Raw genomic sequence first — 13616 nt, 5'->3', positions numbered from 1 at the left:
ATATTGACACACTAGTCCTTACTACATAATATTTATCCACCCTTTAATTTGTCAGTTTATTTTTTGTAACTCTAAGGAGTATTTTAGAAATAGCTTCATATATTTATACAAAGGAGGGGCTTAAATGAAGAAAATTATTATGACAATGTCAATTATTTTTTTTATTACTTCATTCATTTGTTTTACTTATGAAAATTTCAGTATAATATTTACTTCAGCAATTGATACTATCACCATTTACAATACATTCATTCCCTATAATCTTATTAAACAGTATAATAGTGATAATCCAGTCAAAAAAAGAGAAGCCGAATCAGAAATAAAGAAAATATGCTTAGATGCTATCGAATACCTTAATTGGCAAGACTATTTAGATTATATAGATTTAAAAATATACAAGGGTAATGTTATACCAAACAAAAGAGAAGAACTGATAATTGGATTAAATTTGTCCAAAGATTTATCTGTAGTATGCATCTTTATTGATAATGATCAAAACTATAGTTTCTTTGGTAAAATCGAAAACCTATTACCCATAGAAAAAATTAAATTTATTGAAATCCCAGATAAAGAATATGACTTTTTGGTTGTATATCAAATGGCTGATGAAAGACTTGGAGGATTTTACTATGAAAAGTTCTTAGAAATCTTTTTTTATAACAGTGGAGTTTTTGAAAAAAAATTAAAAGAAATCGTATTTTTTGAAGAAATATTTAAAGATATATGGATTGATGAAACAGCACCAGAAAACCAGTGGAGTAAAAATATGATTAAAAATAATATTTTATTTATTGAAAACCATACTCTTTACATTGCTGTTTCAGGAATAAAAAATAAATATACAACATCTAATTCTATTACTATTCCAAAAAGCAGCGATTTTAAATTAATATATAGCAATTCCTATAAATATAAATATTATTGGAATAAAGACCTATTAGAATTTAATAGAAAGGAAAACATAGTAACTTTCAAAAACATCCCTGTATTTATAATAGGAGATAGTGAAACTGACTATAAAAACTTGTGTAATTTTTCTAAAAATAAATATAAGTTATTGACTACTTCTGGTAAAATAATTTATATAGATAAAGAATTGATAGATAGTAACAATAATAACTAAAGATAAGGGGTGTATATATTTGACCGTAAAACTATATTACAAAAACACGTATATAAAAGAATTTAATGCCAATATTATTCAAATTATTGAAAAAAATGATAAATTTAATGTTGAACTTAATCAAACAGCTTTTTATCCCGAGGGTGGAGGTCAGCCATCGGATATAGGTTATATAGGTGACATCCAAGTATCATATGTATATGAAGAAAAAAATAAGATATACCATGTTATTGATAAATTACCTTCTAAATTGGATAATCTTAAATGTAGAATAAATTGGGAAAAAAGATTTGATAATATGCAACAACACCTAGGACAGCATATCCTATCAGCAGCCTTTGAAAAGCTTTATGATGCAAACACCATAGGTTTTCATCTAAGCTCAAACAGTGTAACAATTGATATTGATAGAGTTCTATCCAATGAAGATATTAATAAAGTGGAATATTTTGCTAATCAAATAGTTTTTAATGATTTCCCTGTTAAAGTACTATATCCTACTGAAGAAGAATTGGCTAATCTACCTCTTAGAAAGCTTCCTCCCGTTACAGATAATGTTAGAATAGTAAAATTAGACGACCTTGATTATTCTCCCTGCTGTGGAACTCATCCAAATAGAACAGGGGAAGTTGGTTTAATCAAAATCAAAAAATTCGAAAAATACAAAGCTGGATTAAGAATAGATTTTGCATGCGGTAATAGGTCGCTAAAGGATTATCTTGTAAAAAATGATATTGTTAATAAGATTTCATCAGAACTATCTATTAAATCAGATGAAATTTTAGATAGTTTAGGAAGAATAAATAAAGAACTTCTTGATATAAAAAAAGAAAATAAGTATTTAAAAGAGCAACTTATAAATTACGAGGCTATAGATTTAATAAAGGATGCTAAAGTGCTTTATAACACAAAAATTGTTAAAAAAACATTTCACAATAGAAACCTAAACGAAATAAAGCAATTAGCAGCTACTTTAATCAATAATAACGATAAGGTCGTTTCTATTTTTGGAATACATAATAATGACCAAGCAAGACTTTTATTTAATCGTTCAAAGGACCTAAATCAAATTAATATGAAGGAGATTTTAAATGATTGTTTAACATTAATCGATGGAAAGGGTGGAGGAAGTCCTGTTTCTGCTCAAGGCGGAGGAAAAAATATTAATAATTTAGATAAGGCTATTGCTTTAGCTTATAAAAAGATAAAAGAATGTCTACAATAATACTATAAATTTGTGATCATGAAATTTAATATGACCTAAAAAAGACTCTAAAAATATTAGGGTCTTTTTTGCCTTATTAAGAAATTTTTATAACAATTTTCCTCTTTCTTCATATAATGTTATTAAGGTTAGAATAGCATAAATAATTCTATAAATATAAAGGAGGACTTTTCCTATGTGGAATAATCAATTTGGCTATTACCCACCAATGATGAGAGCCTATGGAAGAAACTATGATGACGATTTATGTCTATATTATGAAAGAGAAAAGGTTTATTATGATAACAGATATCCTGAATGTTTTAAGGAAGCATTAAAGGATCTTGAATGTCAAAAAGTTGACATTTCTTTAGTTAATGGCGAAACATACTGCGACGTTACTCTAGATGAAGTTGAAAGAGATTATATAGCAATACGAAAAAATGACTGTTCATCAGTTTGTCTGATTCCATTGAATAAGATATGTAGTGTTTGTCTATCCGAAGATCTTGCTAAAGATTTATGGGGACAGAGAGTAAAAAAAGACCCTAATAATAAATACTACTGCAAATAATAATATCTTGCACCATTAGAATTATATTTGCTATACCCATTATTAATTAACAATAATTTTACCTTACCCTCTTTATATAAATAATAATTATAAAATAACTTTTTCAAAATTTAAGGAGCCATAAAAGGCTCCTTGAAGATTAATTATTGTGTTTCTTAGTAATTACCTTGAGCCATCATTGCTTCAGCAACTTTTTTGAATCCAGCAATATTTGCTCCTGCTACTAAATTATATCCTAATCCATATTCTTCAGAAGCTTCTTTAGCATTCTTATGGATATTAACCATAATATCCTTTAATTTAGCGTCAACTTCTTCAAACGTCCAAGAATATCTCATACTATTTTGAGACATTTCAAGAGCTGAAGTAGCAACACCACCAGCATTTGCAGCTTTTGCTGGAGCTAAAAGAATACCTTTATCTAAGAAATAGTTTATTGCATCATTAGATGTAGGCATATTTGCTCCTTCTCCTACTGCTATTGCACCATTTTCAATTATATTTTTTGCTCTTTCAACATCTATATCATTTTGAGTTGAACAAGGAAGTGCGATATCATATTTAAACTTACCTTCCCATACATTACCTTCATGATATTCAGCTTCTGGATGAGCAGAAACGTATTCTTTAATTCTTTTTCTTTCAACTTCCTTTAATCTCTTAACAGTGTCTAGATTAATACCATTTGCATCGTAGATATATCCATTTGAATCGGACATTGCTACCACTTTAGCTCCTAGCTCTGTTGCCTTTTCACAAGCATATATTGCAACGTTACCAGAACCAGATATAGCAATAACTTTTCCTTCTATACTATGTCCATTGGCCTTTAACATTTCATCTACAAAGTAAAGTAATCCATATCCTGTAGCTTCTTTTCTTGCTAAGCTACCACCATATTTTAAGCCCTTACCTGTTAATACACCATTTTCAAAAGCACCTCTGATTCTTCTATATTGCCCGTATAGATATCCAATTTCTCTTCCTCCAACACCGATATCTCCTGCTGGAACATCTACATCTGGTCCTATATGTCTATATAACTCAGTCATAAAACTTTGGCAGAATCTCATAATTTCTGCGTCAGATTTACCCTTAGGATCAAAATCAGAACCACCTTTACCTCCGCCAATAGGAAGTCCAGTCAATGAATTTTTAAATATTTGCTCAAAGCCTAAGAATTTAATGATTCCTACATAAACAGATGGGTGAAATCTTAAGCCGCCTTTATATGGTCCTATAGCTCCATTAAATTGAATTCTCATACCACGATTAACCTGTATCTTACCATTATCATCAACCCATGGTACTCTAAAAATGATCTGTCTTTCAGGTTCAACTATTCTTTCTAAAATGGCAGCTTCTCTATACTCAGGATGTCTTTCAATAACAGGTTCAAGGGAATGAAATACTTCCTCAACAGCTTGAATAAATTCTGGTTCACTACCATTTCTAGCTTTAACTTTTTCTAAAACCTCTTGAATATAAGACATATACACCTCTCCTTTAATAAATATTTATGATAAAGAAAAGAATGACTTTTCTTTATTCTCAGTCTAAATTATTGCCATCATCATTCAAGTTTATGTAAATTTTAATTTCAGTTATATATAACTTTTGCAAATTTAAAAACATTTTCTTAATAAAGACTAAAATTTCAAAATTTTTATTTTTTTATTTAACAGTTCTTTTTAAACTGACAGCTTTAGTTTTGGTTAATTATTTCAATACTGTAACATCGTATACTTTATATTTAAATTCTTGCCTCATTTTTGTTTAAAAAACAATGTCTAAGCAACTATTTCTAAACATTATTATTATATAATCATGATTACTTATTATTGCGTTATTATTATAACATATAAATCATAAATTTGTAATGCTTTTTCTACAAATTAAACAATTGTATAATTTACCTTTAATAATATGATTGCACATAAAGAAATTATATTTACTTCAGTCCTTTTATATATTTATAGTATGTTTTTAGGAGTTTTTTAATATAATGGTAAATTTTTACATGAATTAATTATGAGTTATTTAACATATAATCCTTCATAGTTATTAAAAAACAAATGCCACAAGTAGTAATATTAGAAAAGTAGTCAAAAATTTAATTAATTAGTATATTTTATATAGAATTTTAGACACTATTGCTTTTATTCTATACTATTCAAAAAATTCCTGCAATTTTTATTATGTATTTTTGAAATATTTTTTTACAAAACATTAATATAGGATTTGCATAGTAAAACTTAATTTATACATGTACAAATACGCAACGTTTCTGGGCGTTTTGGATATGTATAAATTAAAGTCTTTACTTAAATTCCTATATAGATATTCTAGTAAAGCAATTAATTTATACATTGAAAAAGCTATTGACCTTAGCCAATAGCTTAAATCTAATCAATCATTACTTTTCTTCAACCCAATATAATATTCTTTCAAGAGTATTTTCTCTTAGGAAGTCTATAGCTTCAAAATCCATATTTGGTATATAATAAGTTTCCATATGATCATGTATTTTTTTAGCTCTACTTATATTTTTAATAGCTAAATCCATCAACTCTTCGAATTTCTCCCTATCTAATTTAAACTCTTCTTCTCTTTCTTTAAGAAGTTCTTCGTTTAAACATAGATCAATGTTGAATACTTTATTTTTTCCATTATCAAATTTATTAGAAGTTGTTACAGCTACTTTTATGTCTTTTATAACTATGTTATCAACCTTTTCTGGTATAAAATGATTATGAAAAAATTCTACGTTGTATCCCTTATCAATAGCTAACTTCCCAATTTTTTCTACTATCTCCGATTGACCAAAATTATATTCTCCCTTCAATACAAACACCTTTTCATTAGGCTCAATTAGTGTTTCAAGATAGTCTTTAATTCCATCTGGAGTAACTGCACTGCCAAATAGATGTCTTTCCTTACCAAGGCTATCACTATAGTTTAAATCATCAAATATTTCATTTGCCAACTCTCCTATTATTTTATTCACCTTAGCATAATCTGTAGCCTCTTTTATATTTTTGCTTATATTATCATAAGCACCTTTAGCTGCTGCCAAATATCCATAGGCTCTTCTAAACAATCTTCCAACCTCTTTATTATCCTTAATAATCGACTCTTTATTTTTCATCATTTTATCTTCATCCCAATAATCTCCTAGATGAATTATCTCATCTACTGCTCCAGGGTTTTTAGGATCTACTACATGGGGTGCAGTACCGTCAATAAGTGCCACTCCAACCTGAGAGAACACTACTCCATCAATGGAATTATTATCAGAAGAGCAGTGATGATACTCTACATCGTATCCCTTCTCTACCATTGCTTCTCCCAATCCTTTCATGAAGGAAGATTTTCCTACTCCTGGACCTCCTTTTATCACAATAATTCTTTTTGCACTTTTTTGGTCTAAGATATAATTGTAGTATGAGTAAAAGCCCTTGTATGTATTGCCTCCTGGATAAACTCTTCTAATACTACCCTTTTTGCCCATATTCCTTCCAACTCCTTATTTTGTAAATTTTCAAAACATATATTTATATATATTCATATGAGCTTGGACAATATAATAGAAAAAACTATTTCCGTATAATTTTTTATTCTACTATAGGATTTACATAGTATAAATTAAAGTCTTTACTTAAATTCCTACAGTATCATTGACATACTAATCTAAGAAATATTATCACTAGTGTTCAAATAAATGCAATGAAGGCCTTAACTTAAATATGACTAATAGATCAGCTTTAGTTTTTTATGTCATATTTATCCATCCTATATAAAAGGGTATGTCGAGTAATACCAAGCAATTTAGCTGCTTTAGTTTGATTACCCTCGCTAAGCACAAGGGCCTGTTTAATAAAGCTCTTTTCAACTTCTTCAAGGTTTATACCCTTTTCAGGTAACACAAACTCTGAATCGTCCATATCTACAAATAGAATCTCTTTAGGCAAATCTTTTTTGAAAATAGTATCGCTCTGACATAAAATTACTATTCTCTCAATTACATTTTCAAGTTCTCTAATATTCCCCTTCCATTCATAATTTATTAGCATATTTAATGCTTCCTTATCTATTTTAATTGGATTTCTTCCCATTTGATTGCAATACTTTTCTATAAAGTAACTAACAAGTAGAGGGATATCTTCTTTTCTTTCCTTTAAGGACGGAAGTTCAATAGGTATAACATTTAATCTGTAGTATAAATCTTCCCTAAAACTTCCTTCTTCAACCATTTTCTTTAAATCTCTATTAGTTGCTGCAACAATCCTAACATCTATTTTTACAACTTCTGATTCACCTACTCTTTCAATTTCTTGCTCTTGCAAAACCCTTAGTAGCTTTACCTGCATAGGAAGACTGAGTTCACCTACTTCATCAAGAAATATTGTACCATGATTAGCTCTCTCAAACTTCCCGTATCTTTTACTTACAGCACCTGTAAAAGCCCCTTTTTCATGACCAAATAATTCACTTTCTAATAAGTTCTCAGGTATTGCACCACAGTTTATCTTAACATATGGTTTATTCTTTCTATCACTATTATAATGAATAGCATTGGCTATAAGCTCTTTGCCAGTACCACTTTCACCTGTAATCAAAACAGTAGCTTTGCTTTTAGCAACACGATTGACTATATCCAATACATTTTTGATTTTTTCACTCTCACCAATTATTACCTTACCAGTTTTACTGTTAAGTTCTTCTGTTAAAAATTCTATTTATTCCTTCATAGCTTCAATGTCAAGGGCTTTTCTAATCTGTATTTTAAGTTCTTCAATGTCAAAGGGTTTTGAAATATAGTCTATTGCACCGTTTTTCATTGCTTCAATTGCAGATTCCATTGTGCCATGGGCTGTCATCATAATAACAGAAATTTTAGAATCTATATTTTTTATCTCTTTCAATGCCTCAAGACCATTTAATTTAGGCATTTTTAAATCTAACAGAACTAAATCTGGTGTATTGACTTTAACCATTTCTATCGCTTCAATTCCATTAGAGGCTGTTATTATTTTAAACTCTTCATTTTTGAAAGCCCTTTTAAGTGCCCATATCATGTTTTTTTCATCATCCACAATTAATATTTTTTTAGCCATTTTTAACTCCTTTCTTCCATTGGTAAGAAAATGGTAATCTTCGTTCCTTTATCCAATTCACTATCTACTTCAATATAACCTTTATGCTCCTCAATGATTCTATGCGTTATTGGAAGCCCTAATCCAGTACCAAAATCTTTAGTTGTGTAAAAAGGTTCAAATATTTTTTCAATTATATTCTGTGAAATACCTATTCCTGTATCTTCAAAGGATATTTTAATATAATCATCTTGAGTGGACTGGTTAATATCGAGCTTTCCTCCTTCAGGCATAGCCTGCACAGCATTAAATATAATATTTATAAATGCTTGTTTTAATTTATCAACATCTATTAAAATGCTTTTATCAATATCAAAATTATAATTAATTTCAACATGATGCTGCTGCGTATACTTATTGGTTATTATCAATATATTTCTAATCAAATTATTTATGCTATGATATTTTTTCTGATTAATATTAGGCTTGGCAAAATCTAATATTCCTTTAATAACCATATTGGCCCTATTTACTTCATGTATTATTATCTCAATTCCTTCTTTTATTTCTTTATCTTTAACATCATTATTAATTGTTTGTGAGATGGTTTTAATAATACCCAAAGGGTTTCTTATTTCATGGGCTATACCTGAAGCAAGTTCTCCAACAGCCGATAACTTTTCTGCTCTCCTTATTCGATATTCTAACTCTCTAATTTTTGATATATCTTCAAGTACAATTACAACACCTTCAACTTTATCTAAAATGTTATATAAAGGATAAGCAATGAGCTTTATATAAATCTCTTTACCAGATTTAAGATTTAATTTTAGTTCCTTATTTGAAATTTTTGTTTTTCTCGATAGTACTTCATATAATATTTTTTCTAATATTTCATATTCAACAAATAAAATATCTAACCCTTTCCCTATAGATGAATCATTTAACTGAAACAATTTTTTTCCTTCTTTATTTATAGATTTTATTTTCAATTCTTTATCTACTGCTATTAATGAATTCGTTATACTATCTAAAATATTTTGAGTATAATTCTCTAAATCAGTCAATTTTTTTATCTGGAGTTCTAGCATTTTTTTTCTTTTTATAATCAGATTCTACTAAAAATCCCGTTGCAGTTCCTATAACTATAAACATAATTATCTCTAAGAATTGATTTAAAACAGTTATGTCACCATGTCCTAAAAATACAACGTAAGGTACAAATAAATGTGGTGCATAAAGTAAGGATATAACTAAAGATGACAATACTCCACCTTTAAGTCTAAACCTAAAGGCTGATATAATTATGGGAACATAGTATAATCTTCTTAAAAAGTCATGGATATCCCATCTACTAACAGCTGTGAAATAGTGAAACATAGTTATAATTAATATACTTAAACTTATGAAGATAAAGCTATGTAGATTTTTTTTTATCTTTCATCCATTTCAGCCCTTAAAATATTTATCATCTTTATTTTATCATACCCATTTTATCTTTCTCTTAAGATAGATAAATATTTTGACTAACATAAAGAATAATTAGCTAGTGAAAAAATTCACTAGCTAATTGAAAAACCAAAGGGGGGAGTTAATCATTATTCAATTAAACCAGCAAATATCATACCAACAATAAAAATGAGCCTATTATAGATAAACAACATTAGCATTTAAAATAAATTTCAAAGAAAATAATTAACGCTTCTAAATTTTTTCTTTGAAATTTATTAAACCTTGAAGTTGTTTATCTATAATCAGTTTTTAATAATAAAAGTCACTTAACAAGAAAATATGTGTAGCAAATACTACACCTATTGAGTTAAATGCTACTTTTTGCTTTTATTAATATTAGTTTAAATAAAATACTACTTATTAACAATTTTATTTAAAAACTTTTTTGTTCTATCATGTTTAGGATTAGTAAAAATTTCTTCTGGTATTCCTTGTTCAACTATATAGCCTTCATCCATAAATATAACTCTATCTGCAACTTCTCTTGCAAATCCCATCTCATGGGTTACAATTAGCATTGTTATATTATTAAGAGCTAACTCTTTAATAACATTTAAAACTTCTCCAACTAATTCTGGATCTAATGCAGAAGTAGGTTCATCAAATAATATAATCTGTGGATTTAAAGCCATGGCTCTAGCAATTCCTACTCTTTGTTGTTGCCCTCCTGATAGAGTTGATGGATAGCTGTTTCTTTTATCTTTCAATCCGACCTGTACTAAGAGCTTTTCTCCAATTTCTTTAGCTTCATCTTTAGTCATATTTTTTACCACAAGTAGTGCCTCAGTAATATTTTCTAATGCTGTTTTATTTTTAAATAAATTGTAATTTTGAAATACCATAGCAGTTTCTCTTCTTAAGCTTTGAATATCCTTTTTATTTGATTTTTCTGCATCTACTTTAGTGCTGCTAATTTGGATAGCCCCTTTTTTTGGGGTTTCAAGATGATTTATACATCTTAATAAGGTTGATTTTCCTGAACCAGAAGGTCCAATAATTACAACAACCTCTCCCTTATTTACTTCTAAATCAATACCCTTTAGTACTTCTAAATTCTCAAAACTTTTATGCAAATTTTTTATCTTTAACATAAAATCGTCCTTTCAACCCCGATTATTAATAGGAATTTTGAAAATGGGTTTTAATAGGCTTTACTTAATTTTTCTTCAATTTTTCCTTGTATATAACTAAAAACTATTGTAATCATCCAATACATTAATGCTACCACTAAATAACTTTCAAAAACCCTATAGGTAGCAGCTGCAGCCATCTTAGCTTGAGCTAACATTTCTGAAACTCCTAAAGTAAAAGCTAGAGATGATTCCTTAAGCAAACTTATGAAGGTATTTCCTAAAGCTGGTATTGCCACCCTCGCAGCTTGAGGCAGTATTACTCTTTTCATACCCTGCCAGCTTGTCATACCAACAGATAAACAAGCTTCCATCTGCCCTTTATCTATGGCACCAATTGCTCCCCTAATAATCTCAGACATGTAAGCTCCACTATTTAAACTCAATCCAATAAATGCTGCAGTATATGCATTCATTTCTGCTAATTTAGGAATGACCTGAGGTAGCCCATAATATAGTAAAAAAAGCTGTACCAATAATGGAGTGCCTCTAAAAAATGATATATAAACCTTCATAAATGAATTCAATCCCTTGATTTTATAAATTCTAATAAGAGCAATTAGAGTTCCTATACAAAGACCTATAAACATAGAAATTACAGCTATACCTAAAGTAACATATACGTATTTTAATATTCTTGGAAAAACTTCTAGCATGAACATCGGTTCAAAATTGATATTCATTTTAAAAACCACCATTCTATTTACTTGTTACATCTAAGTCAAACCATTTATTTGAAATTTCTGCAAGAGTTCCATCTTCTCTCATTTCTTCAATAGCTTTATTTATATTTTCAACTAATTCTTTATTTTCTTCACTATTTACAAATGGAAACGAGTTTTCCAAAGGATGAACAGTATTTCCACCTAACTGCAGATCAAGTCCTGATTCTTTGATATTTATAACTCCAGCTAATTTATCATTTACAACAGCATCAATTCTACCTATAGAAACGTCTTGAAGAGAACCAACAAAATCCTCATAAGTTATTACTTCAATTTCATTATTTATATCATATTCTCTTATTAATTGCTCGTAATTTGATCCTAGACTTACACCAACTTTTTTGCCTTTTAAATCTTCTAGAGATTTAATATCGTCATTTCCTTTCTTTACGATTAATTGTGCTCCTGAATAAACATATGGCACTGGAAACAGATATTTTTCTTTTCTCTGTTCTGTAATTGTTATCTGATTTGCAATAGTATCTATTTTCCCAGCATCTAGCATTCCAAACAATCCACTAAATTCTGCTGTATTATACTCAACATCATAACCTATTCTTCTACCTATTTCATTCCAAACGTCTATCTCAAATCCATCTAATTTACCCTCTTTATTCATAAAAGTAAAGGGATGATATCTACCTGAAGTCCCTACTTTTATAACTTTATTTCCTACTTCTTCACTTGGCTTTGCATTACACCCTGCCATCACCAAAATTACTGCTAAAACCATTAATAAAACTAATAAGTGCTTTTTGCTGTAAAACATTTCTTCGCCTCCTTTTTATTCATAGTATTCTTATCGGATTACTTTGTTTAGTTTACCATTTTATTGGAAGATAGTCAACATTATTCGACAATTTTTATTTTCCTAATTTATACTTCTTTAATTTTTTATACATATTAAATCTTGAAATGCTAGAGTGTCATTTTGAAACCTAACAATAACAATGATACAGAGAAGGTTATACTAAATCATAATGGACAAAGAAAAGCTATAATGCATGAATGTTCAAGACTTCTTAGGTCTGAAAGATATATAGCTATAAAAAGAAATTTTGATACTAGAGAAGTAGCATTGGTTATTGTTCCAATAGTTTGGGAAATCTATATATCCTATTCAATGCATTTTTAGTGATAATATATTTTTATATATAAATTATTATTATACAAAATAATCCAGCATTGCATCTTTTTATTACAATCTGTATAATTACTTATAATGATACTTAAAATAATTAATGAGGTGTTTACATGAAAAAAGTATTTAAAAATTTTATTGTTGTAGCTTTTGTCGCAGCTGTATTACAGTATGCTTGGGAATATTGGCAGTGTGGTATTTTTTATAGTATGGATGCAAATACTCAACAATCATCTTTGATGTTAAGTGCCACCTTTGGTGATGTTAATATGACAGTAATTTTATATTTCCTACTATCTTTTGTAAATAAAGATTTTAACTGGATAATAAAAAGATGGGAATCTAAAGAATATATTATTATGAATCTATATGCACTGTTTTTAAGCTTTTATTTTGAAGTACATGCTCTTTACACAGGAAGATGGGGCTACTCAGAAGCTATGCCATTTTTTCTAAACACAAATATAGGTCTTATTCCAGTAATACAGCTAATAATACTTTTTCCAGTAACTTTCTTTATTAGCAAAATAATATTGATAAAATTTGGAAACACTAGCAATTAATACGCTTAATTACTAGTGTTTTTTTATTGTATAGGAACTAAAACATCCTTTGAATAAATTTTATGTGTCAAATAAGGTGATTTCAACTGACACAATGAATTGCAAACTATTACCAGTAAAATATTGGTGCAAACTGTTTTCTTTTAAAATTTATTAGAAAGACCCTATTACTTGCAACTTAAAACGCGTCGAAGACGCCTTTGTCTTTTGTGAATTAATAGCTATATATACCAGATTATTTATATTATTTCACACTAGTATTGCATAAAATTAATTACGAAAAGTCAAGAATAAATCTCTAAGAATTATTGATGTAACAAGTTTGTATAAATGCAAAATATTTACATAACAATACTGATAAATATTTTCAAAAAGACAACTCCAATCAGAAGATAGTCCTTATCCATATTTTTACAATAGATATATGTTATTTATATTACTGGATTGATTCCCACTGTATTCAAATGCTCTATTTCTGCATTTTCAAATTGCGCTAATGTTGCATTAAATATTCGAATATGGTTTATTCTCCGCCGACCTCTAGAAGA

At 28.4% G+C, this 13616-nt stretch carries 14 protein-coding genes; 5 read left to right on the top strand and 9 right to left on the bottom strand.

Features of this window, described 5'->3' with window-relative positions:
• The first annotated feature begins 124 nt into the window (after nucleotides 1-124).
• The 3 genes from BUB36_RS05150 (at nucleotide 125) to BUB36_RS05140 (ending at nucleotide 2901) form a co-directional block, all read left to right on the top strand.
• Nucleotides 125-1123 (top strand): hypothetical protein, encoded by a 999-nt coding sequence (locus BUB36_RS05150; RefSeq protein WP_073147708.1) that lies wholly within the window; start codon nucleotides 125-127, stop codon nucleotides 1121-1123.
• 19 nt (nucleotides 1124-1142) lie between these two features.
• Complete coding sequence (locus tag BUB36_RS05145; protein ID WP_073147706.1) at nucleotides 1143-2348, top strand: alanyl-tRNA editing protein; 1206 nt, start codon at nucleotides 1143-1145, stop codon at nucleotides 2346-2348.
• 175 nt (nucleotides 2349-2523) lie between these two features.
• Entirely contained in the window at nucleotides 2524-2901 is a 378-nt protein-coding gene (locus BUB36_RS05140; RefSeq protein ID WP_073147704.1) for a hypothetical protein, read from the top strand.
• A gap of 155 nt (nucleotides 2902-3056) precedes the next feature.
• Here BUB36_RS05140 and gdhA read toward each other — a convergent pair whose 3' ends face one another.
• The 9 genes from gdhA to BUB36_RS19405 form a co-directional block, all read right to left on the bottom strand.
• Nucleotides 3057-4394: an NADP-specific glutamate dehydrogenase gene (gene gdhA / locus BUB36_RS05135; protein WP_073147702.1), complete on the bottom strand. Its 1338-nt coding sequence runs from the start codon at nucleotides 4392-4394 to the stop codon at nucleotides 3057-3059.
• Nucleotides 4395-5317: 923 nt separating this feature from the next.
• On the bottom strand, nucleotides 5318-6412 hold the full coding sequence (locus BUB36_RS05130; protein WP_073147700.1) for a PRK06851 family protein: 1095 nt from the start codon (nucleotides 6410-6412) through the stop codon (nucleotides 5318-5320).
• A gap of 253 nt (nucleotides 6413-6665) precedes the next feature.
• Nucleotides 6666-7592, bottom strand: a complete 927-nt coding sequence (locus BUB36_RS05125; protein ID WP_330390426.1) for a sigma-54 interaction domain-containing protein — start codon at nucleotides 7590-7592, stop codon at nucleotides 6666-6668.
• Nucleotides 7593-7640: 48 nt separating this feature from the next.
• Entirely contained in the window at nucleotides 7641-8018 is a 378-nt protein-coding gene (locus BUB36_RS20510; protein WP_330390418.1) for a sigma-54-dependent transcriptional regulator, read from the bottom strand.
• A gap of 2 nt (nucleotides 8019-8020) precedes the next feature.
• Nucleotides 8021-9064 carry a two-component system sensor histidine kinase NtrB gene (locus BUB36_RS05120; RefSeq protein ID WP_165613034.1) on the bottom strand — a complete coding sequence of 348 codons (1044 nt, stop codon included), beginning with the start codon at nucleotides 9062-9064 and terminating at the stop codon, nucleotides 8021-8023.
• Nucleotides 9057-9377, bottom strand: coding sequence for a hypothetical protein (locus tag BUB36_RS19415; protein ID WP_131821213.1), 321 nt, complete (start codon nucleotides 9375-9377; stop codon nucleotides 9057-9059). Before BUB36_RS19415 ends, BUB36_RS05120 begins: the two co-directional genes overlap by 8 nt.
• Nucleotides 9378-9862: 485 nt before the next feature.
• The gene (locus tag BUB36_RS05115) at nucleotides 9863-10600 is read right to left on the bottom strand and encodes an amino acid ABC transporter ATP-binding protein (RefSeq protein ID WP_073147698.1); all 738 of its coding nucleotides are present in this window, start codon (nucleotides 10598-10600) and stop codon (nucleotides 9863-9865) included.
• 50 nt (nucleotides 10601-10650) lie between these two features.
• On the bottom strand, nucleotides 10651-11322 hold the full coding sequence (locus tag BUB36_RS19410; RefSeq protein WP_073147696.1) for an amino acid ABC transporter permease: 672 nt from the start codon (nucleotides 11320-11322) through the stop codon (nucleotides 10651-10653).
• A gap of 16 nt (nucleotides 11323-11338) precedes the next feature.
• Nucleotides 11339-12133 carry an amino acid ABC transporter substrate-binding protein gene (locus BUB36_RS19405; RefSeq protein WP_073147694.1) on the bottom strand — a complete coding sequence of 265 codons (795 nt, stop codon included), beginning with the start codon at nucleotides 12131-12133 and terminating at the stop codon, nucleotides 11339-11341.
• Nucleotides 12134-12295: 162 nt separating this feature from the next.
• On the opposite strand from BUB36_RS19405, the gene BUB36_RS05100 reads away from it, so the two are divergent.
• A complete protein-coding gene (locus BUB36_RS05100; protein WP_073147692.1) occupies nucleotides 12296-12499 on the top strand; it encodes a YIEGIA domain-containing protein in 204 nt (67 codons plus the stop codon).
• 119 nt (nucleotides 12500-12618) lie between these two features.
• On the top strand, nucleotides 12619-13068 hold the full coding sequence (locus tag BUB36_RS05095; protein WP_073147690.1) for a hypothetical protein: 450 nt from the start codon (nucleotides 12619-12621) through the stop codon (nucleotides 13066-13068).
• Nucleotides 13069-13616: the final 548 nt, after the last annotated feature.

This window comes from Paramaledivibacter caminithermalis DSM 15212 (genome assembly GCF_900142245.1).
GTDB classification, from domain to species: Bacteria; Bacillota; Clostridia; order Peptostreptococcales; family Caminicellaceae; genus Paramaledivibacter; species Paramaledivibacter caminithermalis.
This window is presented reverse-complemented; position numbering and strand designations above follow the sequence as displayed.

What these genes read in the sequence shown, in the direction of transcription:
- BUB36_RS05150 (WP_073147708.1), top strand. Translation starts at nt 125, where the DNA reads ATGAAGAAAATTATTATGACAATGTCAATTATTTTTTTTATTACTTCA.
- BUB36_RS05140 (WP_073147704.1), top strand. Translation starts at nt 2,524, where the DNA reads ATGTGGAATAATCAATTTGGCTATTACCCACCAATGATGAGAGCCTAT.
- gdhA (WP_073147702.1), bottom strand. Translation starts at nt 4,394, where the DNA reads ATGTCTTATATTCAAGAGGTTTTAGAAAAAGTTAAAGCTAGAAATGGT.
- BUB36_RS05130 (WP_073147700.1), bottom strand. Translation starts at nt 6,412, where the DNA reads ATGGGCAAAAAGGGTAGTATTAGAAGAGTTTATCCAGGAGGCAATACA.
- BUB36_RS20510 (WP_330390418.1), bottom strand. Translation starts at nt 8,018, where the DNA reads ATGGCTAAAAAAATATTAATTGTGGATGATGAAAAAAACATGATATGG.
- BUB36_RS19415 (WP_131821213.1), bottom strand. Translation starts at nt 9,377, where the DNA reads ATGTTTCACTATTTCACAGCTGTTAGTAGATGGGATATCCATGACTTT.
- BUB36_RS05115 (WP_073147698.1), bottom strand. Translation starts at nt 10,600, where the DNA reads ATGTTAAAGATAAAAAATTTGCATAAAAGTTTTGAGAATTTAGAAGTA.
- BUB36_RS19410 (WP_073147696.1), bottom strand. Translation starts at nt 11,322, where the DNA reads ATGAATATCAATTTTGAACCGATGTTCATGCTAGAAGTTTTTCCAAGA.
- BUB36_RS19405 (WP_073147694.1), bottom strand. Translation starts at nt 12,133, where the DNA reads ATGTTTTACAGCAAAAAGCACTTATTAGTTTTATTAATGGTTTTAGCA.
- BUB36_RS05095 (WP_073147690.1), top strand. Translation starts at nt 12,619, where the DNA reads ATGAAAAAAGTATTTAAAAATTTTATTGTTGTAGCTTTTGTCGCAGCT.